The 25,273-nt window shown below is 42.0% G+C and carries 34 protein-coding genes and 1 pseudogene; all 35 read left to right on the top strand.

The window, feature by feature from the left end:
• Nucleotides 1–130 precede the first annotated feature (130 nt).
• The 35 genes and pseudogenes from DXA97_RS15095 (at nt 131) to DXA97_RS15250 (ending at nt 25,246) form a co-directional block, all read left to right on the top strand.
• A complete protein-coding gene (locus DXA97_RS15095; RefSeq protein ID WP_243107702.1) occupies nt 131–439 on the top strand; it encodes a hypothetical protein in 309 nt (102 codons plus the stop codon).
• Nucleotides 432–1,787 (top strand): DEAD/DEAH box helicase, encoded by a 1,356-nt coding sequence (locus tag DXA97_RS15100; protein ID WP_118720957.1) that lies wholly within the window; start codon nt 432–434, stop codon nt 1,785–1,787. The genes DXA97_RS15095 and DXA97_RS15100 overlap by 8 nt, the downstream gene beginning before the upstream one ends.
• Entirely contained in the window at nt 1,765–1,980 is a 216-nt protein-coding gene (locus DXA97_RS15105; protein WP_015527584.1) for a hypothetical protein, read from the top strand. Before DXA97_RS15100 ends, DXA97_RS15105 begins: the two co-directional genes overlap by 23 nt.
• Nucleotides 1,977–2,669, top strand: coding sequence for a transglycosylase SLT domain-containing protein (locus DXA97_RS15110; protein ID WP_243107703.1), 693 nt, complete (start codon nt 1,977–1,979; stop codon nt 2,667–2,669). Before DXA97_RS15105 ends, DXA97_RS15110 begins: the two co-directional genes overlap by 4 nt.
• A gap of 164 nt (nt 2,670–2,833) precedes the next feature.
• On the top strand, nt 2,834–3,190 hold the full coding sequence (locus DXA97_RS15115) for a VRR-NUC domain-containing protein (protein ID WP_015527582.1): 357 nt from the start codon (nt 2,834–2,836) through the stop codon (nt 3,188–3,190).
• 13 nt (nt 3,191–3,203) lie between these two features.
• Nucleotides 3,204–3,929, top strand: a complete 726-nt coding sequence (locus DXA97_RS15120; RefSeq protein WP_118720958.1) for a hypothetical protein — start codon at nt 3,204–3,206, stop codon at nt 3,927–3,929.
• Nucleotides 3,926–4,228, top strand: a complete 303-nt coding sequence (locus DXA97_RS15125; protein WP_118720959.1) for a hypothetical protein — start codon at nt 3,926–3,928, stop codon at nt 4,226–4,228. Before DXA97_RS15120 ends, DXA97_RS15125 begins: the two co-directional genes overlap by 4 nt.
• A 172-nt stretch (nt 4,229–4,400) precedes the next feature.
• A complete protein-coding gene (locus DXA97_RS15130; RefSeq protein ID WP_118720960.1) occupies nt 4,401–4,814 on the top strand; it encodes a hypothetical protein in 414 nt (137 codons plus the stop codon).
• Nucleotides 4,815–4,824: 10 nt separating this feature from the next.
• A complete protein-coding gene (locus DXA97_RS21120) occupies nt 4,825–5,391 on the top strand; it encodes a hypothetical protein (protein WP_347561649.1) in 567 nt (188 codons plus the stop codon).
• Nucleotides 5,392–5,453: 62 nt separating this feature from the next.
• Nucleotides 5,454–6,194, top strand: a complete 741-nt coding sequence (locus tag DXA97_RS21125; protein WP_243107705.1) for a hypothetical protein — start codon at nt 5,454–5,456, stop codon at nt 6,192–6,194.
• A gap of 19 nt (nt 6,195–6,213) precedes the next feature.
• Nucleotides 6,214–6,456 carry a hypothetical protein gene (locus tag DXA97_RS15140; RefSeq protein ID WP_118720961.1) on the top strand — a complete coding sequence of 81 codons (243 nt, stop codon included), beginning with the start codon at nt 6,214–6,216 and terminating at the stop codon, nt 6,454–6,456.
• Nucleotides 6,457–6,479: 23 nt separating this feature from the next.
• Nucleotides 6,480–6,950, top strand: coding sequence for a DUF669 domain-containing protein (locus DXA97_RS15145; RefSeq protein WP_015527576.1), 471 nt, complete (start codon nt 6,480–6,482; stop codon nt 6,948–6,950).
• Between the two features lie 98 nt (nt 6,951–7,048).
• A complete protein-coding gene (locus DXA97_RS15150; RefSeq protein WP_118656764.1) occupies nt 7,049–8,932 on the top strand; it encodes a hypothetical protein in 1,884 nt (627 codons plus the stop codon).
• A 21-nt stretch (nt 8,933–8,953) separates the two neighbouring features.
• Nucleotides 8,954–9,409, top strand: a complete 456-nt coding sequence (locus DXA97_RS15155; RefSeq protein WP_003500691.1) for a hypothetical protein — start codon at nt 8,954–8,956, stop codon at nt 9,407–9,409.
• A 15-nt stretch (nt 9,410–9,424) separates the two neighbouring features.
• Nucleotides 9,425–10,633 (top strand): hypothetical protein, encoded by a 1,209-nt coding sequence (locus tag DXA97_RS21130; RefSeq protein WP_243107706.1) that lies wholly within the window; start codon nt 9,425–9,427, stop codon nt 10,631–10,633.
• Entirely contained in the window at nt 10,585–11,301 is a 717-nt protein-coding gene (locus tag DXA97_RS21135; RefSeq protein ID WP_243107707.1) for a phage/plasmid primase, P4 family, read from the top strand. The genes DXA97_RS21130 and DXA97_RS21135 overlap by 49 nt, the downstream gene beginning before the upstream one ends.
• Nucleotides 11,302–11,322: 21 nt before the next feature.
• The gene (locus DXA97_RS15165; RefSeq protein ID WP_347561647.1) at nt 11,323–12,324 is read left to right on the top strand and encodes a DNA cytosine methyltransferase; all 1,002 of its coding nucleotides are present in this window, start codon (nt 11,323–11,325) and stop codon (nt 12,322–12,324) included.
• Nucleotides 12,324–12,545: a hypothetical protein gene (locus DXA97_RS15170; protein WP_118656758.1), complete on the top strand. Its 222-nt coding sequence runs from the start codon at nt 12,324–12,326 to the stop codon at nt 12,543–12,545. The genes DXA97_RS15165 and DXA97_RS15170 overlap by 1 nt, the downstream gene beginning before the upstream one ends.
• Complete coding sequence (locus tag DXA97_RS20300) at nt 12,542–12,694, top strand: hypothetical protein (RefSeq protein ID WP_158563135.1); 153 nt, start codon at nt 12,542–12,544, stop codon at nt 12,692–12,694. The genes DXA97_RS15170 and DXA97_RS20300 overlap by 4 nt, the downstream gene beginning before the upstream one ends.
• On the top strand, nt 12,684–12,968 hold the full coding sequence (locus tag DXA97_RS15175; protein ID WP_118656756.1) for a hypothetical protein: 285 nt from the start codon (nt 12,684–12,686) through the stop codon (nt 12,966–12,968). Before DXA97_RS20300 ends, DXA97_RS15175 begins: the two co-directional genes overlap by 11 nt.
• Nucleotides 12,969–13,242: 274 nt before the next feature.
• On the top strand, nt 13,243–13,689 hold the full coding sequence (locus tag DXA97_RS15180; RefSeq protein WP_118656802.1) for a hypothetical protein: 447 nt from the start codon (nt 13,243–13,245) through the stop codon (nt 13,687–13,689).
• Between the two features lie 182 nt (nt 13,690–13,871).
• Nucleotides 13,872–14,378: a terminase small subunit gene (locus tag DXA97_RS15185; RefSeq protein ID WP_118720962.1), complete on the top strand. Its 507-nt coding sequence runs from the start codon at nt 13,872–13,874 to the stop codon at nt 14,376–14,378.
• A 13-nt stretch (nt 14,379–14,391) separates the two neighbouring features.
• The gene (locus tag DXA97_RS15190) at nt 14,392–15,729 is read left to right on the top strand and encodes a PBSX family phage terminase large subunit (protein ID WP_015527567.1); all 1,338 of its coding nucleotides are present in this window, start codon (nt 14,392–14,394) and stop codon (nt 15,727–15,729) included.
• A 298-nt stretch (nt 15,730–16,027) separates the two neighbouring features.
• Nucleotides 16,028–17,524 (top strand): phage portal protein, encoded by a 1,497-nt coding sequence (locus DXA97_RS15195; protein WP_118656752.1) that lies wholly within the window; start codon nt 16,028–16,030, stop codon nt 17,522–17,524.
• On the top strand, nt 17,517–19,274 hold the full coding sequence (locus DXA97_RS15200; protein WP_118656750.1) for a minor capsid protein: 1,758 nt from the start codon (nt 17,517–17,519) through the stop codon (nt 19,272–19,274). The genes DXA97_RS15195 and DXA97_RS15200 overlap by 8 nt, the downstream gene beginning before the upstream one ends.
• A complete protein-coding gene (locus DXA97_RS15205; RefSeq protein WP_015527565.1) occupies nt 19,264–19,473 on the top strand; it encodes a hypothetical protein in 210 nt (69 codons plus the stop codon). The genes DXA97_RS15200 and DXA97_RS15205 overlap by 11 nt, the downstream gene beginning before the upstream one ends.
• Nucleotides 19,474–19,778: 305 nt before the next feature.
• Complete coding sequence (locus DXA97_RS15210) at nt 19,779–20,405, top strand: phage scaffolding protein (protein WP_118656748.1); 627 nt, start codon at nt 19,779–19,781, stop codon at nt 20,403–20,405.
• A gap of 26 nt (nt 20,406–20,431) precedes the next feature.
• A complete protein-coding gene (locus DXA97_RS15215) occupies nt 20,432–21,547 on the top strand; it encodes a major capsid protein (protein ID WP_118656746.1) in 1,116 nt (371 codons plus the stop codon).
• A 25-nt stretch (nt 21,548–21,572) separates the two neighbouring features.
• Nucleotides 21,573–21,968, top strand: coding sequence for a hypothetical protein (locus tag DXA97_RS15220; protein ID WP_118529845.1), 396 nt, complete (start codon nt 21,573–21,575; stop codon nt 21,966–21,968).
• Nucleotides 21,962–22,345: a hypothetical protein gene (locus DXA97_RS15225; RefSeq protein ID WP_003500659.1), complete on the top strand. Its 384-nt coding sequence runs from the start codon at nt 21,962–21,964 to the stop codon at nt 22,343–22,345. The genes DXA97_RS15220 and DXA97_RS15225 overlap by 7 nt, the downstream gene beginning before the upstream one ends.
• Nucleotides 22,346–22,807, top strand: a complete 462-nt coding sequence (locus tag DXA97_RS15230; protein ID WP_118529847.1) for an HK97 gp10 family phage protein — start codon at nt 22,346–22,348, stop codon at nt 22,805–22,807.
• Nucleotides 22,804–23,238: a DUF6838 family protein gene (locus DXA97_RS15235; RefSeq protein WP_015527560.1), complete on the top strand. Its 435-nt coding sequence runs from the start codon at nt 22,804–22,806 to the stop codon at nt 23,236–23,238. Before DXA97_RS15230 ends, DXA97_RS15235 begins: the two co-directional genes overlap by 4 nt.
• Before the next feature lie 2 nt (nt 23,239–23,240).
• The gene (locus DXA97_RS15240; protein WP_015527559.1) at nt 23,241–23,444 is read left to right on the top strand and encodes a hypothetical protein; all 204 of its coding nucleotides are present in this window, start codon (nt 23,241–23,243) and stop codon (nt 23,442–23,444) included.
• A gap of 1 nt (nt 23,445) precedes the next feature.
• Nucleotides 23,446–24,749, top strand: a pseudogene (locus DXA97_RS15245) (phage tail sheath family protein).
• Nucleotides 24,750–24,766: 17 nt separating this feature from the next.
• The gene (locus DXA97_RS15250; protein ID WP_003500649.1) at nt 24,767–25,246 is read left to right on the top strand and encodes a phage tail tube protein; all 480 of its coding nucleotides are present in this window, start codon (nt 24,767–24,769) and stop codon (nt 25,244–25,246) included.
• Nucleotides 25,247–25,273 lie beyond the last annotated feature (27 nt).

The following is a 25,273-nucleotide window of genomic DNA, read 5'->3' on the forward strand; positions in this document are numbered from 1 at the left end:
CAGGAACACCGGGGACTGCAACACCGGGAACAGGAACACCGGGAACAGGAACACCGGGGACTGGAACACCGGGGACTGGAACAAATCGTCTTTTAATACTGGTTGTTTTAATACAGAAGAACAGAAGATCATGCTGTTCAATAAACCGTCAGATATGACTTACAGTGAATGGTTGGGTTCAGATGCAAGATATTTACTGAATCAGATACCAAAGGATGTTGTTGAATGGGTATATGAAGAAGATATGACTGATGCGGAAAAGGCAGCACATCCAACCTATGAAACAACAGGCGGTTATCTCAAAGTGCTTGATGAATCTGAATGTGGTCAGTTGTGGTGGGGCAGCCTGTCAGACCGCAGAAAGGAAATCATCAAGGCAATACCAAACTTTGATGCTGAAATATTCTTCCAGTGTACGGGTGTCAGGGTAGATGAATGATCTGCACTTTATGCCCCATCAGGAAGATGCACTGAACAGAACTGAACAGTTCAACCGTTGTGCTTATTATCTTGATATGGGACTGGGTAAGACCTTTGTAGGTGCTGAAAAAATGTATTTGCTGAACAATGCGGTGAATGTGGTCATCTGTCAGAAATCCAAGATAGATGACTGGATTCAGCACTTCAAAGAATATTACCCAAGTGACCGTGTGATGAACCTGACCAAGAAAAGTGAAGCAATCAATTTCAGGACACTTGTTGATACCAAAGAATTATACAACAAGGATGTTCAGATTATAGGCGTTATCAACTATGAGACTGCTTTCCGGCGGGATTGGTTGCTGAAACTCAAAGGGTTCACACTGATGCTTGATGAAAGTTCACTGATAACCAATGAAACAGCACAACGGTCAAAGTTCATTCTGAAAATGCAGCCGGAAAGCGTGATTTTATTATCAGGAACACCAACAGCCGGAAAGTATGAAAGGTTGTGGTCACAGGTTCAGTTGCTTGGGTGGAACATTACAAAAAAGGCGTTTTGGTCATCATACGTTCAGACCGAATGGGTTGAAAACGGTGACGGGTACAAGAATGAAGTGATAACTGGGTACAAACACACAAAACACCTGAAAAAGAAACTTGCAGATTATGGGTGCATCTTTATGAAAACCGCTGATGTAATTGAACTGCCGGAACAGACTGAACAGAAGATATTCTTTAAGGTAACACAGGCATACAAGTATTTTATCAAAAACAGTTACATCATGCTTGATACCCTGAATATGTGCAAGTTCAAAGATGATTCAGATTATTACGGCACGGATGTGACACCACGGGTTGAACTGGTCGGTGATAACAGCCTGACCAAGATGCTATATGCACGGCAGTTGTGCGGACAGTGGCATAAGGAAAAACTGGAAGGTTTGCGGGACTTGGTTGAATCAACAGAAGATAGGCTGATTATATTCTACAACTTTACCGCAGAACTTGAAGCAATGCAGAAAAAACTTGCTGATCTAAACAGACCCTATTCAGTTGTGAATGGGTCAAAGAAGGACTTGACTGCATACGATCAGGCAGATGATTCAATCACATTCATACAGTACCAAGCCGGGGCAATGGGTGGTAACTATCAGAAAGCAAACAAGATTATTTATTTCACCTTGCCACTTGGCAAAGGGTCATGTGATATGTGGGAACAGTCAAAAAAGCGTATTCACCGCATAGGACAAGCCAAACCGTGCTTTTACTATTACTTACTGGTGAAGGGGACGGTTGAAGAAAGAAACCTTGCAGCGTTGAAAGAAGGGAAGGAACTGACAGATGAATTATTCAAAAATACTTAATTGGATATTTGGAATCATGGCATTTATCGGTGTATTCCTGATAATCGGTGCAGTCGGTGCATCTGACTATGCGGTTGAAATGGGAATATATGAACCACTTACTGCACACCTGAAAGAATACATCATTGGTGCGATTCTGATAATTCCCGGAATCATTTATTTGAAAATCACGGAAAGGGGTGATGAAAATTGAACTATTCAAAGAGCATGAGAAAGTCGGCAATGGTCAAAAGGGTCTTGATTCTGATTGGTGTTGCACTTGTCGTTGGTTTGGTGATTGGTAATGTGTCAGGATATGCCCTGAAAACTCATATAACCGCCAAGGACAAGCAGAAAACAGAAGAACACACACTTGAACGGGATAATACAGAAACCCTTGTATATGGGGCGTATGATGATAGAACATTCACACAGGAAATTTCCCTTGACTGGGGTGCGGGTGACTTAGATTTCACACCGCTTGACTGCAAGATGCCGGAAGAACAACAGGAATTTACATATTACCTTTGTACCGGGTACAACATTGATTTTACCCTTGTCATGGCACTGATTCAGAATGAAAGCAGTTTTGACCCGGCGGTTGTTAGTGAAACCAATGATTACGGTTATATGCAGATCAATCAGATCAATCATCAGTGGTTGACAGATACCCTTGGTGTTACGGATTTCACAGACCCATATCAGAACATCAGGGCGGGCGTGTTCGTACTTAGAAAACTGTTTGAACGGTATCAAGATACCAACATGGTCTTGATGGCGTACAACATGGGTGAAGATGGTGCTGCCCGGTTATGGGAAAAGGGCATCTATTCAACCGACTATACAGAAAAAATATTGAACTATCAGACACAGTTCAATGAACAGTTGGAAGGGAGTAAATAAGAAGTGAGTGCATACCGTGAAGAAAAACCATTGACAGAAGATGACAAATTTACTTTTGAAGATTCACAGATTTTGAAAGAATTGCGTGAGTCTGACCGATTGACAGAAAGGGAAAAACTGGCAGTTCAGAGATTATACAGAACATATCAGTACATGGTGGATTGATGGCAGCAGAAAAGAATTTTGAAAATAAGGTCAAAGCGTTCCTGAAGGACACCGGGGCGTGGCTGCTGAAATACTGGGGCGGTGCTGCTTATACAAAAAGCGGTATTCCTGACCTGTTGGTTTGTTCAGACGGGTGTTTCCTTGGCATTGAAGTCAAAGCACCAAACGGTGAACCGTCACTATTGCAGTTGGTCAACCTCAAAAAAATCAGAGAATCAGGCGGGTATGGAATTTTGTTGTACCCCAAGGATTTTGAACAGTTCAAAATGTTCATTGCAAAAAAATCAGAACTTAACGCTTGGTATCTTTCCAACATTGAAGATCAGAAGCGTTGGGAAATAAAATTATCAAAATAAGGAGTGAAAGAGCATGGCAACAAAAAAGAAAGCAGATGCAGCGGTTGAGAATACCGCAGAAGTAACACAGGAAAGCGTTCAGGAAGAAATTGAACAGGTAGCAGCAGACAACGCAAAGGAACTTGACAATAAGAAGTATGTGGTTGATCACTTACTTTCAACCAAGCGTGAGGGAATGGAAGATCTGATTGCATACATGGAAGAAATCGGATTCTTTGAAGCACCTTGCAGTGGTGGAAATCACCTTGCTTGTCAGTTCGGTCTTGTTCATCACAGCAGAAACGTGATGATGGCAGCAGAAAACATTGGTTACGCACTTCTTGGCAAGGTCAAGTATGCAGAAATTCGTAATTCAGTCATCATTGCAGCAGCATTACATGACCTTGGCAAGTGTGGTGACTTTGGCAAGCAGATGTATGTGCCTAACATGATTAAGGACGGCAGACCTACCAAGACAGAGCCGGAACAGAAATATAAACAGTCTGAAAGCAAGCCTTTCAAGCGTAACCCGGCACTTCTTCCACTTGACCATGCAACCCGCAGCATCAAGTTAGCAACCCTTTTCATTGACCTGACGGAAGATGAAGAATTTGCGATCAGATACCATGATGGTCTGTATGAATCAGCAAACTATGCAGTGAAGGGAAATGAAACCCCGTTATATTTGATTCTGCACTATGCTGATTTATGGTCAAGCAGAGTAACAGAAGGCAGCACAGATGAAGGAAGTGAAGAATGATGGATAAAAGAGATAAGAAAATCAGACGGTTAGAAGATGAACGCAATCAGCTGATGGCTGAAAATCAGGAATTGAAATATATCATCAATGATATTCAGTCAGTAAATGATATTATGCGTGAAGATATTGAAAAGGAATGTGCTGCTGAATGTGGTTGTATTGTAATTGAAGGAAGTCGCACCAGTGCAGCATATCAGGATTTAGTTGGTATTCTTCTTGCAAATAACTATTCTGTTGAAGTCATACCAATGGATGAACGCAGAAAGTTAAAAATCATTATCAAGGAAAGTGAGGTATAAGAGTATGGTAAATGAAAGACAGGGAAAAGTTTACAATCCACGCCCGGTATATAACAGAAAGTTACTTCGTTCAGTGATTCGTGCGGGAGTTCAGAAACAGTTTGGTCAGCATCATGTTTCTGCTAATATGGCTGGAAACTTTGAAAAAATCAGAAAGGAACAGGTGAAGTAAATGGAAGGTATGTATAATCCCGGTATTTATGCTAAAGAAGTACCGAACAATGATGTGAAAGAAGCATTAAATGCAGCATATGGAAGGTCAATGTTTCCACCTATGTGTTTTTGTTCAGACCTTGGAAAACCTATCGGTGGGTTTGTTAGTCATCCAAGTTATGAAAGCCTTCTTAATGCAAAATATGGTTCACGTTTAATTCCTGAACGTATTCTGAAATCAGGTTCAGCAACTATTGTATTTTGGAAAGATGGCACAAAAACTGTTGTAAAGTGTGCCAAGGATGAATACCCAAATGATTACAATGCATTCACTGCTGCACTTGCAATCAAACTTTTTGGTACTAACAGTCATGTAAAAAGTATCATTAAGAATAAAACAGTGATTCAGGATAAGAAAGGACAGGTGAAATAATATGGCACAGATGCTTTTGATTATGGGTGAATCAGGTACAGGAAAAAGTACCAGTATGAGAAATTGCAATCCGGCAACAACTGCCGTTGTGAACCCGGTTGGTAAACCGTTACCGTTCAAGGGTAAGTTCACAATGCTGAACAGTGAAGTTGAATCACGCAAGATTTGCAAATTTATGAAGGAACAGGTAGCAGCCGGGAAGAAGCTGATTGTTGTTGATGACTTCCAGTATATTCTTTCAGTTCCGTACATGAACCGTATCAAAGAAAACGGTTGGGATAAGTGGAATGACTTCGGTGCGAACTACTTTGAAATCATTGAGGTATGCAAGGAACTTCCTGATGATGTGGTGGTTGCTTATATGACCCACACAGAAACCCTTGAAAATGGTGTTACTACTATTAAGCTGATCGGAAAGTTACTTCGTGAGAAGATCACCATTGAAGGACTTTTCACCATTGTACTTAGAACAGGTGTGAATGAAGGAAAATATTACTTCTACACACAGAACAGTGGCAAGGACACCGTGAAGTCACCTATGGGAATGTTCCGGCATACGCCATTGACAATGACCTGAATTATGTAGCTGATAAAATCCGCAACTTCTATGAAGTCGGTGAGTATAAGACAGATGCAGAAATGGGTCAGGCTGATGCACAGGCTGCATCCGATCTTGAAAAGCCGGATGCAAACGGTAGACGGGCAAGGGGTGGAAAAAAGACCACAGCCACAGCAACACCGCCTACTACAACAGAAGATGCAGCACCAAAGACAGGCAGAACCGCCCGCAAGACACATGATGAAGTGGTGGCTGAAAATAATCAGAAAATGGCTGATTATATGGCAGAGCGTGACAAGGCTATTGATGCGGTTGCTGATGGGCGTGAAGAAATCCCGTTTGATGAAGCGTGTGCAGCAGCGGATTCTGTACCGCAGCCGGAACTTGAAACACCGCCAAGAAGAACCCGCAAGGAAAGAAAGTCTGCTGAACAGTCTGAACCTGTTCAGGACGGTACAACAAACACTGATTCTGAATCTGTCACACTGGATGCAGACACATACTTCTATGTTCCGGCTGATGATAACTATGTGATGAAGCACAAGGGTGACACGGTTGACCTGATTGTTGACGGTGTTGAGGTTATGAAGGTCATCAGCAAGGAAGAATTTGGTGAAGGTGTGAAGCGTTTAGCACAGACAGACAACCCTAAGCCGGAAAACCCTATTGACGGGGCAATGAACCCGCCGGAGAAGGGCAGACGCACAAGAAGAAGTGCAGCACAGGCACAGCCTGATAATGCAGATACAACAGCGGATGAAACCCCGGCAGTAGATGAACAGCCGACTGGCAGAACCCGCAGAGTAAGAAAAACACGCTAAGAAAGTGAGGTAAAAGAACATGAACAATCCTTTTGGTTTACCTGATGAACTGTTTGGTGCAATCCTTGCATCAGCAATCACGGAAGGAATGAACACGGCAAACAACCGTTCAATGAAGAACCCGCACCCGGTAGCACCTAAACAGGATGTACCGCCGGAAGATGGTGCAACTGCTGCAAAGAAAATCTATGATTCCTATGTAAAAGCCGGGTTCAATGAGGTTCAGGCGTTTGAGTTGTTAAAGTTAGTATTAAGCAAATAAGAAAGGTTAAAAGGTGAAAAATTATGGCTATTGATTTCAGTGCATTTGATGAAAAGGTTGATTTACAGGAATTACAGAATGAGGTGCAGAACGCACCTGATAATGATTTTGCTGATGTGCCGGATGGTACATATATCATTAGTATTGAGAAGATGGAAATTAAGTTGACCAAGGCACAGGATAAGTTGATGTTTGCAGTTCAGGCAAAGATCAAGGAAGGTGAACAGGCAAACCGCATGATCTTCTTCAACCGTGTTATTTCCGGCAACAGTTCCGCAAAGTGGACGGACGGACAGGCAATCAAGTCTGTATGCACTTGGGTGAACAAGCTGATTGCAGAAGATGACACACCTGTTGAGTTCGTAAACTATGCAGATTTTGCAGATCAGATTCTTGATGTGTTCCAGTCTATTCAGGGTGCGATTGAAGTTGAGGTTGATTATAAGGCAGATGCTTTCAACCCTATCACAATCAAGGAAGTTTTTGACTGTTAAAAAATTTTGCTTGCGTGTGGATTGACAATCCACAATAATGTTATCAGGCGGTGGCGGGGTCACACCTTCCACCGCTATTTTCAGAAAGGGTGAATGTAGTGATTTTTTATGACTTTGAGGTTTTCAAGGAAGATTGGCTTGCCGTTTTCATTGATGTGACCAAGAAAAAAGAGTATGTGATAATCAATAACCCTGATGAATTAAAAGCCTTATATGAAGCTAATAGCAAGGATATATGGGTAGGTTATAACAACCGCCACTATGACCAGTACATTATGAAAGGTATTCTGTTGGGAATGAATCCCAAAAGAATCAATGACTGGATAATTGTTGAAAAAAAGGAAGGGTGGCAATTTTCATCAGCGTTCAACAAAGTTCCAATGATTAACTATGATGTTATGCCGAACCCCCCGGTTGGTTTGAAAACACTGGAAGGTTTTCTTGGCAGCAATATCAAGGAAACGGATGTTGATTTTAGAATAAACAGGAAATTGACCAAGGAAGAAATTGAAATGACGGTTTTTTACTGTCGGCATGATGTGGAAGAAACCATCAAAGTATTCCTTGAAAAAATAGATGAATTTAATGCAATGCACGGTATCATTCAGGCTTTCCCGGACATTGTGAACCTGTCTGATATAGGGGACAGTGAAGCAAGAATCACCGCAAAGGTGCTTGGGTGTTCCCGCAGATCATTTGAAGATGAATTTGATTTCTACTTCTTGCCGTGCTTGCAACTGAAAAAATATAAATATGTTCAGGACTGGTTTGAACAGAAAAGACAGGAAGCCTTGTCAATGGACTTGGCACACATGGATAAATACTCAAAACGTACATGGTACAAAGAACAGGGTCTTGAAACCGTGGTTGCGGGTATTCCTCATTCATTCGGTTTTGGCGGTGTTCATGGGGCAACAGCCACACCAATTCATAAGACCGGGCAACTGCTGCACGTTGATGTAAACAATTACTACCCGTCAATGCTGATTGCTTGGGGACTGGTTACAAGGGCAGCAACCAATGACAATTACCCGTTGGTGTATAACACACGAAAAGCCATGAAGGAAAAACAGATTGCTGCAAAAAACGCCGGAAACAAGAAAGAAGTCAAGCGGTGGAAGAAAGCACAGTTGCCATATAAGAAGATGCTGAACGCCTTGTCAGGTGCAATGAAGGACGAAACCAATGCAGCGTATGACCCAAGAAATAATAACTGTATGTGTATCAATGGTCAGTTGATGTTGCTTGACCTGATTGAACACCTTGAAGTTGTACCGGGATTTGAACTGATTCAGTCCAACACGGACGGTCTTATTATTTGGATTCCTGACACAGATGAAGCCTTTGAAATGGTGGATGATATTTGTTGGGAGTGGGAACAGCGTTGTTCCACAGATCAGTGTTCAATTCTTCTTGAACTGGATAACATCAGTGAAATCTATCAGAAGGATGTGAACAATTACCTTTGGGTTGGTATTGACGGCGGTGTTGAAAGAATCGGTGCTTATGTGAAGGAACTTTCAGCGGTTGACAATGATCTGCCAATCCTGAATAAAGCACTGGTTGACTACATGGTTAAGAAAACCCCGGTTGAACAGACCATCAATCAGTGTGATGACCTGATTATGTTTCAGAAGATCGTCAAGTTATCAGACAAGTATGATTGGGTGGAACATGAGCATTGCACCCCGCTTGTCAGTCATATAGGCAAAAGAACAATCAAGACGGTGTATGAATACCCTGACAAGGACAAATACACATATAAGTCATACAGGGTGTTTGCATCTAACGATCAGAAGGACGGCAGATTGCTGAAACGTAAACAGGTGAAAACCAAAGGTGAAAAATTCGGTAATACACCTGACCACTGTTTCATTTTCAATGATTCAGTTGTTGGGGTAAAAACACCGCCTGAACTTGATAGGCAGTGGTACATAGATTTAGCAAAGAAACGCTTGAAACAATTTGGTGTTGTAGCGTAACACCGGGAAGGAAGGTTTTTCATGGATTTAGAAATCAGATATGAAAATGGTTCAATGACTGTTCATCTTGAAGAATTTCTGAATATCCGCAGCATTGCCAAGGTCAGGAAACTGCTGAAACTTATCAGAAGCAGTTTCACCCCGGAATGTGAACAGCAGATTAAAGAATTTGTTCAGGACTGGATTGAACAGTTTGAACAGAAACAGTTGGAAACTGAACGGTATATCACAGGGTATGAACAGAAAGTCAGTTATTGTCAGAAGCAGTTGCGGGATGCTTTATATACCCGTGACAGTTACAAGAAGTCAACACCGCTGCATAAGTCGGAAGGGTGGGACAGATGGAATGAAGAAGTGAAAGGGTGCAGAAAAGAACTTGCAGAAGTGAAAACACTGCTTCGTTCCTATCAGTCCCGGTACAACAGCAACATCAGGAATAAGGATTTTTATAAAAAGGTGTTAGAAAACATCACATAAGGTAGGTGATAAAAGATGCTTTACAAAGGTTATGTTGAAACCAAAGGCAAGGCAAGCATTGAAAAACTGAAAAACAGAACCACATGGAAAACCTATGATGAAGTGAAAAACCTGAACGGGTTCGGCGGGGTTTTGGCTGATGACACCATCCTTATTGACATTGATGATTCTGACCAATCTGAAATTCTGATGAACATTGTGGAAGAACTGCAACTTGACTGTAAAGTCCTTTGTACCAGTAGGGGAAAACACTTTCTTTTCAAGAATCATACTATTGCAAGGAACAGGACACACGTTCAGTTGGCGGTTGGTCTTACTGCTGATATAAAAGTCGGCAGTAAGTTATCCTATGAGGTTATCAAGATTGACGGTGAAGAAAGGTTTTGTGAATGGGACATTGAAGAAGGTGGAAAGTATCAGGAAGTTCCCAAGTGGTTGTTCCCGGTCAAGGCAACCGCAGACTTTGTTGATATGGATGCCGGGGACGGAAGGAATCAGGCACTTTTCAATTACATCCTGACCCTGACTGCAAATGATTTCACGGTTGAAGAAACCCGTGAGTGCATCCGCATCCTGAACAAATTTGTACTGAAACAACCGCTGTCAGATGATGAACTGGAAGTGATCTTGCGTGATGATGCTTTTCAGAAACCTGTTTTTTTCCTTGGCAGCACATTCCTGTTTGACAAGTTTGCAGTGTTTATGAAGAACACGGCACACGTTATCAAAATCAACGGACAGTTACACATATACAAAGATGGTGTGTATTCCAATGGGTACAAAGAAATTGAATCAAACATGATTCAGCATATCCCCAACCTAAAAAAGATGCAACGCCGGGAAGTTCTTGATTACATGGAATTGATCGTTGATGAAAAGGAACAATCAGATGCAAACCTGATTGCTTTCAACAATGGTGTATATGACCTTGTGACCGGGGAACTGAAACCATTCAGCACGGACATTGTTATTACTAATAAGATTCCTTGGGACTACAAGCCGGATGCCTATTCTGAACTGGCAGACAGTACATTGAACAAGTTAGCGTGTGGTGATGCAGCAATCAGGGCGTTGTTGGAAGAATGTATTGGTTACTGCTTTTACAGAAGAAATGAGTTAGGCAAGGCGTTCATCCTGACAGGTGACAAGTCCAACGGTAAAAGTACATTTTTGGATTGTGTCAAAGCAATCTTGGTGATCGGAATATTTCAGCACTTGACCTGAAAGAACTGGGGGACAGGTTCAATACTTCAATGATGTTCGGCAAACTGGCAAACATTGGTGATGATATTGGTGATGATTTCCTTCAAGGTTCACAGGTCAGTGTGTTCAAGAAAATAGTAACAGGTAACCGCATCAAGGCAGAACGTAAAGGACAAGACCCGTTTGAGTTCAACCCGTTCATCAAATTGTTATTCAGTGCAAATGATATTCCCCGTATGAAGGACAAGACAGGGGCGGTACTTAGGCGTTTGGTTATTATTCCATTCAATGCCACGTTCAGCAAGGATGATCCTGATTATGACCCATTCATCAAGTACAAACTGATTCAACAGGAAAGCGTTGAATATTTCATCAGGCTTGGTGTGGAAGGTCTGAAAAGAATTATCATCAATGACGGATTCACCAAGTCAGACAAAGTTCAGAACCAGTTGACAGAGTATGAAGAAGAAAACAACCCTATCCTTGCATTTATCAATGACACCGGGGTTGACATGATAGAAAATGAACCAACCGCTGATGTATATAAGCGGTATCAGGTTTTTTGTGCAGACAATGCAATGCAGCCAATGTCAAATATTGTGTTCAGTAAGCAGATCAATAAGAGGCTTGGGTTCAGAGTAATTCAGAAAAAAGTGAACAATAAAAATTGTAAGATATTTGTTTCATAGCAGAAAGGAAGGTGATTGAATGTGTCAGAAAAACTGCAAATATTGGAACTTTTTGGTGGCATAGGGTCACCAAGGGTTGCCCTTAGAAACATAGGTGTTTCAGTAAAATCTATTGATTATGTGGAAATTGATGAAAAGGCTGTCAGGTCATACAATGCAATGTTTGAACAGGAATCAGCATATTCACCGCAGACAGTAGTGGGGTGGAATCTTCAACCTGATATTCTGATTCACGGGTCACCGTGTCAGGATTTCAGTATTGCGGGGCATCAGGGAAAAGCAACGGCAGCAGACGGAAGAATAAACAAAGGAAAAGGTGCTGATGAAGGTTCAGGGACAAGATCATCCCTGATGTGGGAAACGGTACATATTATTGAACAGATGGGTGAGTGGAAACCAACTGTTGTGATATGGGAAAACGTAAAAAATGTTTTATCAAAGCACATGGTTCACAACTTCAACCGTTACCTGTCATATATGGAAAAGTTGGGTTATTCCAATAATTACAAAGTGTTAGACTGCCGTGATTATGGAATACCACAGGCACGGGAACGGTGTTTCACAGTATCAATTCTTGGTGACAATGTTTTTGATTTTGAACTGATGGAAAAAAGACCCATGAAGAACATTTCAAATTTTCTTGAATACGGTGATGTTCCTGATTGCTACTTGGTGACACAGCCAAGTGTTTATTCAGTGATTGGTAAGAAAGGAATCAGAAGGGCAACCATAATCAAAGATTATGTAAATACTATCACAACAAGACAGGATAGGACACCCGCACAGGTCATTGATCTTGGTGGTGGAAAATACAGATATTTGACAGAATTGGAATGTTGGCGGTTGATGGGATATTCGGATGATGATTTTTATGCAGCAGAAGCAACTTGCAGAGTTGAACCGGGAAAAATGAACAGAACCTTATATCATCAGGCGGGTAATTCCATACCCGTACCGATATTTGAAAGTATGTTCAGTGCAATGCTGAACAGTGGGATTATAAGAAAGGAAGGTATCAATTAGTGAAAGGTGGAAGAAATCAGGAAGGATATGCAGACCCAACGGCAACTATTGCTGTTGGTAGAGTAGCAAAGGAAGAACATGAACAGGTTGAATGTGAAGCAGCAGACAAACGTGCCTATGATCTGATTAAGGTTTTGAAGTACATCATCAAAGGTGCGGGGTTTGAACTGACTGAACGTGTTCAGGTAAAAGATACCAAGACGGGAAGGGTTTACAGATGAATGAAATATTTACAGGTACATTTGATAGGTGGAAATGGTTTCCACAAATGAAACCTTGGGAACTGGAAGTAATGAGTTCCAACAAAAAGGTTCAGAGAATGAAAGACAGGCAAGATAGAAAGGTGAGGTTAAGAAATTATGGAAAATAAGATTTTGGAATTATTGGAACAGAAGGGCAGCGTGTCAATGAATGATGATATTTTCCCATTGGTGGAAAAAGAATTTGAAGGTCAGGTGATTGGTGCAGAACTTTATGAACTTGCACACCAATACATATTACAGTTGTTGTATGGGGCGCATACTGCCGGGGTTGCCGTGATTGCTGTTCCTAAGTTTGCAGCGGGTCAGCAGTTTGGTCAGATGGTTGTTGCTGATGTGATTTATACAAAGGTGAATGATACACCGTATGATTTTATGCAGTAGTTGCGGTTGGTAACTGTTGGTAACGGTTCACGGTAACTGTTGAAAGTCTTTATTTATGCGGTTTGTAACGGTAGTAACGGTTAAATGTAATTTTTTATTATTTTTATATATAAGTACTTTTTATGTATTTATAAAAAGTAAAAATATAGAGTATAAGGGTTTAACCGTTACCGTTACCAACCGTTACCGTCAGTATTTACAAGGCTTTCAAGGTATTTTTTGCCAATTTTCAACCGTTACCCAACCGATACCAAGGAAAGGATAGGTGAAAGTGATGAATAATAAGAAATTGACTGCACGGCGGTACTTAGAGCAGATACAGGAATTTGATATTTATATCAATCAGGACTTAGAACGCCTTGAAGAAATGAAAGTCAATGCTTGCAGTACAGGGGCAATAGATTATTCCAAGGATAGAGTGCAGACAAGTCCGTCAGGTGATACACTTTGCAAACAGGTAACAAATTATGTTGCTTTCAATGATAAAATCAATGCAGAAATTGACAGTTTTGCAGATGCTAAAGAACAGATCATCAAAGAAATCAGAGGTTTGCGTGATAAAAATTATGTTCAGGTGTTGTATAAAGTGTATGTTCAGTACAAGACAGTGAAACAGGCATCAAAGGAAATGAAAAAGTGCTATAATTACACGGTTGAACTGCATAACAAGGCACTTGCAGCGTTTGAAAAAACTTATCAAAACTTACATTATTTGATGTAATCGGTTATATCTGACGATTGACAAACAGGTACAAGACAATTATGATAAACTTGCAAAAACTGGGTTGCAGATAATTCTTATGAATTATCTGCAATTTATTTTTTACTGCCGATATTTGCACCCTGAAATGTAATGTTTCAGGGATTTTTTATTGCAAAAATACATGAAAGGGGTGTTGTTTGATGGCAAAAACGGCAAAATTAACTGAAAAACAGCAGCGTTTTGTTGAAGAATACCTGATTGACCTGAACGCAACACAAGCAGCCATTCGTGCGGGTTATTCGGCAAAAACAGCAGATCAGCAAGGTTCAAGGATGTTGGCAAATGTCAAGGTTCAACAAGCAATTAGTGTTGCAATGGCAGAACGCAGCAAAAGAACAGGAATCAATCAGGACAGGGTTGTTTTAGAACTTGCCCGCATTGCTTTTGTTAAGATGACAGACCTTGTTGATAGTCACGGAAGAATCAAAGACAATGCAACTGATGATGACCTTGCTTGTATCGAATCCGTGAAATATAAACAGTCTGAATCAGAAACTGGGTCAAGCGTTGAAAGGGAAGTGAAGGTTTCACCAAAGCTGAAAGCACTTGAATTACTTGGTAAGCATTTGGGTATGTGGAATGACAAGATTGATGTGAATATCACACAGCCTATTGTTATCACTGGTGAAGATGCCCTTGAAGATTAGGCGGTGATCGTCTATGGTCAAGAACAGAATATCTTCACAATATGTTTTTGGGTATCAGAAGTTTATCCTGTACCCGGAAGATTACAAAGCTACAAAGTCCGGCAAGAAGAAAGTGCTGCTGCCTGAACTGGTTGGTAAGGGTTACGGTACTTTTTGGCGTTGGAAAGGTAGATATAGGGTATGCAAGGGCAGCCGTGCATCCAAGAAATCAAAAACAACTGCCCTTTGGTATATCACCAATATGATGAAGTACCCACAGGCAAATACCCTTGTGGTCAGAAAGACTTTCAGAACCCTGAAAGATTCCTGTTTCACAGAATTGAAGTGGGCGATTCACCGCCTTGGCGTTGATGCCTTTTGGGAAATCAAAGAATCACCACTTGAAATGACCTATAAACCGACAGGTCAAAAGATTTATTTCAGGGGACTGGATGACCCCCTGAAAGTAACATCAATAACCGTTGATATTGGTTGCTTGTGTTGGATGTGGATTGAAGAAGCGTATGAAATCAGTTCAGAAGATGATTTCAATATGCTTGATGAATCAATCCGTGGTGCTGTTCCTGACGGTTCAGGACTGTTCAAGCAAATAACCCTTACACTGAACCCGTGGAATGAACACCACTGGATAAAGAAGCGGTTTTTTGATAACACGGATGATGAAACCCTTGCAATGACCACCAATTACAAGTGCAATGAATGGTTGGATAAGGCAGACTTAAAAGTCTTTGAAACCATGAAGAAGCAGAACCCAAGGCGTTACAAAGTAGCGGGTCTTGGTGATTGGGGTATTGTAGACGGTCTTGTCTATGAAAATTGGGAAGAAAAGGCGTTCAGTGTTGATGAAGTCAAGAAGATTGCCGGTGTCAAGTCTGTATTCGGTCTTGACTTTGGTTATACAAATGACCCGTCAGCACTGTTTTGTGGTCTGATAGATCAGTCAAGCAAAACCATTTGGGTCTTTGATGAAATGTATCAGCCGGGTATGAGTAATGAAGCCATTGCCGAACAGGTTCAGCGGATGGGATATGTGAAAGAGAAGATCACAGCCGATTCAGCAGAACCAAAGAGCATTGACCGCTTGCGTGAACTGGGTCTGAAAGGAATCAGGAAAGCAAGGAAGGGCAAGGACAGCATCAACAACGGCATTGACTTCATACAGGACTATCATATTATCATTCATCCACGTTGCGTGAATTTCATCACAGAGATCAGCAACTATCAGTGGGATAAGGATGCCAAGACGGGCAAGAAACTGAACCGCCCTATTGATGATTTCAACCACCTGATGGATGCAATGCGTTATGCGATTGAACAGATGGCAAAAGGTGATGCCTTTAGTTTTGATTAAGCAATTACCGGGTAGAATACACGGTGTCAGCAGCCGTTTCTTTTTTGGACGGTAGGAAAAGGCTGTCAAATGCTTACTCCGGGGCGGTTGCAATCGGTGACCGCCTATGACACCTGTATAACTACTTTTTGAGATATTAGAAACAAATTAGTAACACATACCCTTGGAAACATAGTGTTTTCAGGGGTTTTGATTTTATTATGCAATGAAAGGGGTGAATTGAACCGTGTTCAGTTCCTTTGTGGATGCAATCACATTAAAACTTAGCAACTTTATATTGCAAGGGGCAAAGGCACACATGACAGACTTGGAATTTCTTGAAAAGGAAATTGCAGCATGGAAGTGTTCACCCCGTAGAATGATGCAGATAAAAGGATTTTTGTACTATGACGGTGACCATGATGTAATTCACCGCAAGCGTACAATGATCGGTGAAGGTGGGGAACTTGAAGTTGTTGAGAACCTACCAAACAACAGAATTGTTGATAACCAGTATGCAAAGATGGTCAATCAGAAAGCCAATTATCTGTTTGGTAAGCCGTTCACACTAAGCGGTGAAAACACTGCATACATTGAACTGCTGAAAAAGATATTTGATAAGAAGTTCATGCGAACATTGAAAAGTGCGGGCAAAGCTGCATATAACGGCGGTATTGCTTGGCTATATCCATACTACAATGAACGGGGTGAATTTGCTTTCAGGCTTTTCCCCGCTTATGAGATTTTGCCATTTTGGAAAGATTCTGAACATACTGAACTTGATTTCTTCATCCGGCATTATGTGACGGTTGCCTATGACGGCAATCAAAGGAAGTTCATTGAAAAGGTTGAATTGTATGATCTGAATGGTGTTCACCTGTTCATTCTTGATGGCGGGAAACTGATTCCTGACATTGTGAACAATGAAACCGCAGACTTCCCACACGTTACAATGACGGATGCTGCCGGAAATGTTCAAGTGTTCAACTGGCAGCGTGTTCCCCTGATTCCATTGAAAGCCAATGAACAGGAAACACCGTTGATTAAGAAAGTCAAGTCATTACAGGATGGCATCAATGTGATGCTGTCTGACTTTGAAAATAATATGCAAGAAGATGCCCGGAACACCATTTTGGTATTGAAGAACTATGACGGTACTAATTTAGGTGAGTTTAGGAAGAACCTTGCAACCTATGGTGCAGTAAAGGTCAGATATGACGGTGACACCAAGGGCGGGGTTGAAACCCTTGAAATCACAGTCAATGCAGAGAATTACAAGACCATTGTGGAAATCTTCAAGAAAGCCTTGATTGAGAACGCAATGGGTTATGATGCCAAGGATGACAGACTTTCCGGCAACCCTAATCAGATGAACATTCAGTCAATGTACTCTGACATTGATACAGATGCCAATGATACGGAATCAGAAGCACAGGCAACAATGGATGATGTACTTTGGTTTGTCAACTGCCACCTTGCCAATACGGGACAGGGTGATTTTGAAGGTGAAGAAGATGGGGTTGATGTGGTATTCAACCGTGATATGCTGATGAATGAATCAGATATTATTGATAACTGTCAGAAGTCACAGGGAATCATTTCTGATGAAACAATCATCAGTATGCACCCTTGGGTAGATGACCCGCAACTTGAAATGGAACGCCTGAAAAAGCAGAAGGAAGAAGCACAGAAAGAAATGCTTGCACAGTATGACCCATTTGGTACACAGAACCAAAACGGTGACGGTGCAGATGATGACCCTGACAATAAAGGTGACCCGTCACAGGGAAGTCAGGGCGGTGAAGTAGATGAATAACGGTGAATACTGGCAGAAGCGTTTTGAACTGCTTGAACAGGCTGCACACCAACAGGGGGTTCAGTGCTATGCGGATATTGAAAAACAATACCGACAGGCGCAAAAGCAACTTGAAGGTCAGATTGCTGCATGGTATCAGCGTTTTGCATCTAACAATGGGGTAACCCTTGCAGAAGCAAAGCGGATGTTGAACGCAAAGGAACTTGCTGAACTGAAATGGGATGTGAACCAGTACATTCAGTACGGTCAGGAAAATGCGATCAACGGTACTTGGGTCAAGCAGCTTGAAAACGCATCTGCAAGATTCCATATCAGCAGACTTGAAGCCTTGAAGTTGCAGACCCAACAGAGCATTGAAGTCATGTTTGGAAACCAACTTGACAACATTGACAGCACAATGCGGAATGTTTACAAGTCCGGCTATTATCACACAGCCTATGAGATTCAGAAGGGTGTGGGTGTTGGTTGGGACTTTTCCGCACTGGATGACAAGCAGATCAGCAAGGTCATCAATAAGCCTTGGGCGGTTGACGGTAAGAATTTCAGTGAAAGGATATGGGGCAACCGTCAGAAGTTGGTCAATGAACTGAACAACACACTGACACAGAACATCATCTTGGGAAAAGACCCACAGAAAGCCATTGATGAAATTGCCCGGAAGATGAACACTTCCAAGACCAACGCCGGGCGGTTGGTAATGACAGAAGAAGCCTTTTTCAGTTCCGCAGCACAGAAGGATTGTTTTGATGAACTGGATGTTGAACAGTTTGAGATTGTGGCAACACTGGATTCCCACACTTCGGATATATGCCGGGGTATGGATGGTAAGCATTTCCCTATGTCTGAATGGAAGGTTGGTGTGACTGCACCGCCGTTTCATGTTCATTGCCGTTCAACCACAGTACCGTATTTTGATGATGAATTTGATGCCGTTGGTGAACGTGCTGCACGGGATGAAGAAACAGGCAAGACCTACTTTGTACCGGGCAATATGACCTATAAGGAATGGGAAAAGGCATTTGTCAATGGTGATAAGTCAGGCTTGCAAGCAGTCAACAGTGATGATACAATCAAAGAAAAAGAACCAAGTGAAGCATTTCAACAGATTCAGAAAGCGTGTGAAGCGGACAAGGTTGAACACAGACCTGTTCAGAAACTTTCACAGCCGTTGTCATCTGATGAAATCATTGAAAGGCTTGCGGGTGGAGATATGACCAAGGGTTCATGTTCTTCACTGGCTTTTGCATACATTGGAAACAGGAACGGACTTGATGTTCTTGATTTCAGGGGTGGCAGTAGTCAGTATGTATTTTCTATGAACAGTAACATTAAGAAAATACTGGAATTACCGGGTGTGAATGGTTCAATCACAATGGTCAAGAAAGAGATTTCAGGAACAATGGAAGTCCTGAATAACCTTGTCTTGAATAAAGAATACTATCTTGCAACTGGTAAACACGCAGCCATTGTCAGACGGGTTGACAGCGGTGTTGAATACTTGGAACTTCAATCAAAATTTCAGAACGGGTGGATGCCATTTGACCGTTATGGTTCAATGGCTGCAACACTGAATAAGCGTTTTGGATGTAGGAAAACAGTTGATAAGCAATTCGGCAAGGTTTGGGAAAAATCGGTTGTTCTTATGGATGTTGAATCATTCAATGAAAATACTGAATTTGAACAAATTCTTGGGTATATAAATACCGCAGTAGAAAGTCAGAAGAAAGGGGTGACGGGTGATGTCAAGTAACTGGTACAAGAACAATGAAACAGATCAGATTTGGTGGAAAGATACACCTGATTCAGTCGGTGAATGGCTGTTCAGTTTTGACAAAAAGCAAGTGTTCAATATGTTTGCTGATTATCCGCACAACCTAACACCTGAACAGAAAAAAATATTTGATGAAGAAAATCCTGAATGGTGTGAGTTCTTCAAAGATAGAGTATAGAAAGCACGGTCAAATAACCGTGCTTTTTTCATACCTTAACAAGTTATCAATAGACCTGTAATAATTGCTATATGGCTGTTATATGAGGTCAGAAAGGGGGATAAAAGGCACATGAAAACATACACAATGAGAAAGGCATGGTGATCCTGATTATCTCCCGGCTACTGGGTCAAGTAGCACATAGAAAAGGCATCCGGCAACGGGTGTCTTTTTTCTTGCGGGTTGTCAAGCGTAAACCGAACAAAACCAATCAATCATGTGGGAGTAACCCCGTATAAAAACGTATTTGAAAGGATGGTATAGAAATGACAAGAAAACAGTTAGAGGATTTAGGACTTACCAAGGAACAGGCTGATTCAGTAATGAAAATCAATGGTGATGACATTGAGAACGCAAAGGGTACTGCTTCAACAGAAATCAAGAACTTGCAGACAGAGGTTGAAGGACTGAAAACACAGGTCGGTGACCGTGACAAGCAGTTAGAAACCCTGAAAGCATCTGCCGGGGACAACGCTGATCTGAAAAAGAAGATTGAGGACTTACAGACTGAAAATGCCACTGCCAAGGCAACCCATGAATCTGAACTGAACCAGTTGAAAATTGATTTTGCGGTTGAAAAGGCACTTACTGGTGCAAAGGCAAAGAACATCAAAGCTGTCAAAGCCTTACTTGAACTTGGAGAAGCCAAACTTGACAAGGACGGAAATGTCAAGGGACTGGATGAACAGATCGAGAAGTTAAGAAGTGGTGATGACACCAAGTTCCTGTTTGAAGCACAAAAGCAGCAGAAACAGCAGCAGAATTTCAAAGGTTTTCAGCCGGGAGCATCAGGGGAAAAGAAACCGGGTGAGGGTGAAACGGTCGATTTCTCAAAAATGAGTTATGACGAACTCACCGCTTACATGGAAGCAAACCCGGATGCACAGATTTAATTTGATGAAAGGAAGGTAATTGAAACATGGCAAAATTTGATGCTAAAAGTTTTAACGAAAAGGCGTTCGGTAAGTACATGAGTGCTATTAAGAACGTAAAACTGAACAAGTTGCGTGAATCTCGTGCAATCGTTGGTGATGCAAGATTGCGTGACACTTTTGTGAATAACTCACAGACTGGCACTGTTTATGCAGTGTTACCGTATTTTGGTCTGCTTTCCGGCACACCGCAGAACTATGACGGTGTTGACAATGTTACACCGGGCAAGACTGATACCTATGAACAGGGTGTTTTCACCTATGGCAGAATGAACGGTTGGACAGAAGCAGATTTCAGTTATGATGTAACTGGTGGTACTGACTTCATGGCAAACGTCAGAAATCAGATCAATGACTACTGGAACAGTGTAGATCAGGATGTTATTCTTGCAATCTTAGAAGGTGTCTTTGGAATGAAGGACACTGGTACAGGTGACATTAAGAAAGCCAATGCAGCCTTTGTTGAAGCACACACCTATAACATTGCATCAGCGGGTGCTGAACATACTGATGACAGTATGAAGATGGATGCAACAACCCTGAACAGTGCAATTCAGAAGGCTTGCGGTGATAACAAGCAGAAGTTCAAGCTGGTTTACTGTCACAGTGCAGTTGCTACCAACCTTGAAAACCTGAAACTGCTTGCATACTTAAAGTACACAGATGCACAGGGCATTGAGCGTGATCTTGAAATGGGTACTTGGAACGGCAGACTGGTCATCATTGATGATTCTTTACCTACTAAGGTTGTTGAAGCCGTTGCAGAGGACACAGGCAAGGGAATCAAGGCACAGGATGCATACACAGAGTACACAACCTATATCCTTGGTGAAGGTGCTATTGGTTTTGAGGATGTTGGTGCAAAAGTACCGTATGAAATGGTTCGTGATGCGAAACTTCACGGCGGTGAAGATACACTGATTTCCCGTAAGCGTCACGCCGTTTCTGTTGGTGGTATTTCCTACACTAAGGCATCACAGGCAACAAATTCCCCTACCAATGCGGAATTAAAGACTGGCAAGAACTGGTCACTGGTTGCATCTGATACCAAGACTATTGAGCATAAGGCAGTACCTATTGCCCGTATCATTTCCCGTGGATAATTTCTGATCTGAAAGGGTGGTTGCAATGTTTGATACTGATACAGTAAAAGAACGGTTGAAATCATTCGGTTATACGGTCAAGGCAGATGATGAATTTGCCTTGACCTTTTGCGTTGAGAAAGTACGCAGCACAATCAAGAATGAAATCAACTGGAATGATGTGCCGGAAGGACTGGAACACATTGCCGTTGATATGGCGGTGGGTGAATTTCTTCTTTCCAAGAAAACCTTTGCACCTGATGACCTTACCGGGTTTGATTTAGAATATGCTGTCAAGCAGATTCAGACAGGGGACACCAACACGGTTTTTGCAACTGGTGAAGGTTCAATGACCCCTGAACAAAGACTGACCTCTTTCATCAATTACCTTTTATCCTATGGAAAGGCTGAATTTAATTCATTCAGGCGTATCAGATGGTAAAACAGATTCAGGCAGCACAAAAGGCTGCAAGAAAAGCCATTGAAGCAACCTATTTTGGTACTTTGACGGTGACAGAACTGCAAAAGGTAAAAAATGAGAAGTCAAAACTTATGGAAGAATCAGAAGTTGTAGTCTTACAAGACCAACCGTGCAGATTATCTTTTGAAAAACTGCAAACAGCAATTCAGTCAGAATCAGCAGCAACGATCACGCAAAGCACAAAGTTGTTCGTTTCCCCGGATGTAACCATCAAGGCGGGGTCAAAACTGACAGTAACACAGGACAATGTGACCACGGACTACACACGCAGCGGTGTCCCTTCCACATACCCAACGCATCAGGAAATTACACTTGAACTGTTCAAGGAATATGCGTAAATGGGTAGAATGGGAAGATTTGACTGCAAAGGTCTGAAAGACTTTCAGCAGCAGTTGGGAAAGTTGCAAAATCCTGATGACTTTGTGGAATCGTGTGCAAAGGAACTTGCTGCCCGGTTGCTTCGCATGGTGGTCAAAAGAACACCTGTCGGACAGTACCCGGCAAGTTCAGGAAAAAAGGGCGGTACATTAAGGCGTGGTTGGACTGGTGAAAAACGTGCATCAGCACAAGGGTATGCAGACAGCCTGACGGTGAATCATTTTGGTGACACCTATGTCATTGAAATTGTGAACCCGGTTGAATACGCATCTTATGTTGAGTACGGACACAGGACAGCCAATCATTCAGGATGGGTCAAGGGTCAGTTTATGATGACCATATCTGAACAGGAATTACAGAGAATTGCCCCAAAGGTGCTTGAAAACAAAATCAAGAAATATTTAGGGGGACTTGGTAAATGATAAATTCAATAGTTGAAGCAATCAGTTGTTCCCTGAACAAAGAATTTGGGGATGATTATGAAATCCACAATGAAGAAATCAAGCAAGGTTTGAAAGAGCCTTGTTTTTTTATTGCTTGCTTGAACCCAAACAACAACCTTTTCCTTGGCAAACGGTATGAACGTACCAATCAGTTCTGCATCCAGTATTTCCCACAGTCTGCAAAGAAGCAGCGGGAATGTGCTGATGTGGCTGAAAGAATGTATGACTGTTTGGAGTATATCACAACAGACGGTGATACCAAGCCAATCAGGGGTTCAAAAATGAATCATCAGGTGGTTGACGGTGTTCTGAATTTTTTTGTCAATTATGACTTTTTCACGGTCAAGACGGAAGAACAGACACCAATGGAAACTATGACGGCAAGCACGGATGTGAAGGAAGGTGGTTGATTATGGCAGCAAAAAAGACAGCAACGGGAACTGCTGCAAGGTCTGAACAGACTGAACCAATGTTCAGCAAGGAACAGATTCTTGCATCTGCCCGTTTTGCAAACAGAAGGGACTTGGTGGATGCCCTTCTTGATGAAGATAAAAGTTACACCATGAAAACTGTTGACAATTTAGTTGAAAAATACATGAAAGGACAGGTGAAATAGTATGGCTTTAGGTGGTGGTACATTTACCTCACAGAACAAAGAACTGCCCGGTGCTTATATCAACTTTGTATCGGCTGCATCCGCATCCGCTGCATTGTCTGATAGAGGTATCGCAACAATGCCCCTTGAACTTGACTGGGGTGTTGAAGGGGAAGTTTTTGAAGTGACCAATGAAGATTTTCAGAAGAACAGCCTGAAACTTTTTGGTTATGCCTTTGACAGTCCTAAGATGCTTGGTCTTAATGATCTGTTCATGGGTGCAAAGACCTTATACGCATACCGTCTGAACGGCGGTGGTGATAAGGCAGCGAACACATACGCAACTGCAAAGTATTGTGGTGTTCGTGGTAACGATTTGAAGATCGTGATTCAGAAAAATGCAGATGATGCAAGCAAGTATGATGTTACAACCTACTTCGGTACGGTCAAGGTTGACACACAGACAGTTGCCAAGGCTGCTGATCTTGTGGCAAACGATTATGTGACATTCAAGGCTGCTGATCTTGCTGTTACTGCCGGAACACCTTTAACTGGTGGTACAAACGGCACGGTTGACGGCACTGCACATCAGGCTTACTTGGATAAAATCGAATCATACACCTACAACACTATGGGCGTTGTGGTTACTGATGATGTTACCAAGAAGTTATATGTGGCTTTCAACAAGCGTTTGCGTGATGAACTTGGTATCAAGTTCCAGTTGGTTGTTTACAACCTGTCTGCTGATTATATGGGCGTTATCAGTGTGAAGAACAAGGTAACAGATACAGGATGGTCAGAAGCAGCACTTGTGTACTGGGTAACTGGTGCAGAAAGCGGTTGTGCGGTCAATAAGTCTTGTCAGAACAAGAAATATGACGGCGGTTTCACCGTTGATACCAATTACACACAGAATGAGTTGAAAGCAGCAATCAAGGCGGGTGAGTTCACTTTCCATAAGGTCAACGGCGTTGTCCGTGTGCTTGAAGATATTAACTCTATGGTGACCACTTCGGACACTTGCGGGGATGTATTCAAGGACAATCAGACGATCAGAGTTATTGACCAGTTGGGAATGATGATGCAGTTCTTTTCAACACTAAGTATCTTGGTGTTGTTCCAAACAATGCATCAGGCAGAACTTCCCTTTGGTCTGACTTGGTGAAAATCCGTACACAGTTACAGGAACTTGGTGCTATTGAAGGGTTCACTGATTCTGATGTTACGGTTGCACAGGGCGATTCCAAAAAGGCGGTTGTGATTACATCAGCAATCACCGTTGTGAACGCTATGGGTAAACTCTATGAAACGGTTACGGTTGCGTAAGAAAGGGGTGAAATAAAATGCCGAATGTAACAATGAAAGCAAGGGACACTATTGCAGCAAAACTTGCTGAATGTTTTATCACAATCGGAAGTAGAAGATACAACTTCATGCAGATGATTGATATGGAAGCAAAGGTTGAGAAAACCAAGACTACTGTTCCCCGCCTTGGTGCAATCATGGCGGGTCATAAGTCATGTGGTATGGAAGGTACTTTTTCCGGCACGGCACACTATAACCAGTCAGTTCTTCGTCAGGCATTGCTTGACTATAAGAACACTGGTGAGGATGTGTATTTTGAAATGCAGATCACCAATGATGATCCAACCAGTGATGCGGGCAGACAGACGATCATTTTCTATGACTGCAACACTGACGGCGGTGTGTTAGCAAAATTTGATGCTGACGGGGAATACCTTGATGAAGAGATTGAAGGAACATTTGAGGACTTCTCAATGCCTGAATCTTTTGCAAACCTCACGGGTTTTCTTACTAACTAAGTAACAGAACCCCTTGTGTGGCTTTTA

Source organism: Clostridium sp. OF09-36 (genome assembly GCF_003481985.1).
In the GTDB taxonomy this organism is placed as follows: domain Bacteria; phylum Bacillota; class Clostridia; order Lachnospirales; family Lachnospiraceae; genus Brotaphodocola.

Bases quoted from the DNA above. Each gene is read 5' to 3' on its own strand.
- DXA97_RS15225 (WP_003500659.1), top strand. From the start codon at position 21,962: ATGGTAAAACAGATTCAGGCAGCACAAAAGGCTGCAAGAAAAGCCATT.
- DXA97_RS15100 (WP_118720957.1), top strand. From the start codon at position 432: ATGAATGATCTGCACTTTATGCCCCATCAGGAAGATGCACTGAACAGA.
- DXA97_RS21120 (WP_347561649.1), top strand. From the start codon at position 4,825: ATGCTTTTGATTATGGGTGAATCAGGTACAGGAAAAAGTACCAGTATG.
- DXA97_RS21125 (WP_243107705.1), top strand. From the start codon at position 5,454: ATGGGTCAGGCTGATGCACAGGCTGCATCCGATCTTGAAAAGCCGGAT.
- DXA97_RS15175 (WP_118656756.1), top strand. From the start codon at position 12,684: ATGGAAAATAAGATTTTGGAATTATTGGAACAGAAGGGCAGCGTGTCA.
- DXA97_RS21130 (WP_243107706.1), top strand. From the start codon at position 9,425: ATGCTTTACAAAGGTTATGTTGAAACCAAAGGCAAGGCAAGCATTGAA.
- DXA97_RS15230 (WP_118529847.1), top strand. From the start codon at position 22,346: ATGGGTAGAATGGGAAGATTTGACTGCAAAGGTCTGAAAGACTTTCAG.
- DXA97_RS15155 (WP_003500691.1), top strand. From the start codon at position 8,954: ATGGATTTAGAAATCAGATATGAAAATGGTTCAATGACTGTTCATCTT.
- DXA97_RS20300 (WP_158563135.1), top strand. From the start codon at position 12,542: ATGAATGAAATATTTACAGGTACATTTGATAGGTGGAAATGGTTTCCA.
- DXA97_RS15095 (WP_243107702.1), top strand. From the start codon at position 131: ATGCTGTTCAATAAACCGTCAGATATGACTTACAGTGAATGGTTGGGT.
- DXA97_RS15240 (WP_015527559.1), top strand. From the start codon at position 23,241: ATGGCAGCAAAAAAGACAGCAACGGGAACTGCTGCAAGGTCTGAACAG.
- DXA97_RS15130 (WP_118720960.1), top strand. From the start codon at position 4,401: ATGGAAGGTATGTATAATCCCGGTATTTATGCTAAAGAAGTACCGAAC.
- DXA97_RS15185 (WP_118720962.1), top strand. From the start codon at position 13,872: ATGGCAAAAACGGCAAAATTAACTGAAAAACAGCAGCGTTTTGTTGAA.
- DXA97_RS15145 (WP_015527576.1), top strand. From the start codon at position 6,480: ATGGCTATTGATTTCAGTGCATTTGATGAAAAGGTTGATTTACAGGAA.
- DXA97_RS15215 (WP_118656746.1), top strand. From the start codon at position 20,432: ATGGCAAAATTTGATGCTAAAAGTTTTAACGAAAAGGCGTTCGGTAAG.
- DXA97_RS15210 (WP_118656748.1), top strand. From the start codon at position 19,779: ATGACAAGAAAACAGTTAGAGGATTTAGGACTTACCAAGGAACAGGCT.
- DXA97_RS15235 (WP_015527560.1), top strand. From the start codon at position 22,804: ATGATAAATTCAATAGTTGAAGCAATCAGTTGTTCCCTGAACAAAGAA.
- DXA97_RS15115 (WP_015527582.1), top strand. From the start codon at position 2,834: ATGGCAGCAGAAAAGAATTTTGAAAATAAGGTCAAAGCGTTCCTGAAG.
- DXA97_RS15200 (WP_118656750.1), top strand. From the start codon at position 17,517: ATGAATAACGGTGAATACTGGCAGAAGCGTTTTGAACTGCTTGAACAG.
- DXA97_RS15205 (WP_015527565.1), top strand. From the start codon at position 19,264: ATGTCAAGTAACTGGTACAAGAACAATGAAACAGATCAGATTTGGTGG.
- DXA97_RS15220 (WP_118529845.1), top strand. From the start codon at position 21,573: ATGTTTGATACTGATACAGTAAAAGAACGGTTGAAATCATTCGGTTAT.
- DXA97_RS15125 (WP_118720959.1), top strand. From the start codon at position 3,926: ATGATGGATAAAAGAGATAAGAAAATCAGACGGTTAGAAGATGAACGC.
- DXA97_RS15190 (WP_015527567.1), top strand. From the start codon at position 14,392: ATGGTCAAGAACAGAATATCTTCACAATATGTTTTTGGGTATCAGAAG.
- DXA97_RS15105 (WP_015527584.1), top strand. From the start codon at position 1,765: ATGAATTATTCAAAAATACTTAATTGGATATTTGGAATCATGGCATTT.
- DXA97_RS15140 (WP_118720961.1), top strand. From the start codon at position 6,214: ATGAACAATCCTTTTGGTTTACCTGATGAACTGTTTGGTGCAATCCTT.
- DXA97_RS15180 (WP_118656802.1), top strand. From the start codon at position 13,243: ATGAATAATAAGAAATTGACTGCACGGCGGTACTTAGAGCAGATACAG.
- DXA97_RS15250 (WP_003500649.1), top strand. From the start codon at position 24,767: ATGCCGAATGTAACAATGAAAGCAAGGGACACTATTGCAGCAAAACTT.
- DXA97_RS15195 (WP_118656752.1), top strand. From the start codon at position 16,028: ATGACAGACTTGGAATTTCTTGAAAAGGAAATTGCAGCATGGAAGTGT.
- DXA97_RS15120 (WP_118720958.1), top strand. From the start codon at position 3,204: ATGGCAACAAAAAAGAAAGCAGATGCAGCGGTTGAGAATACCGCAGAA.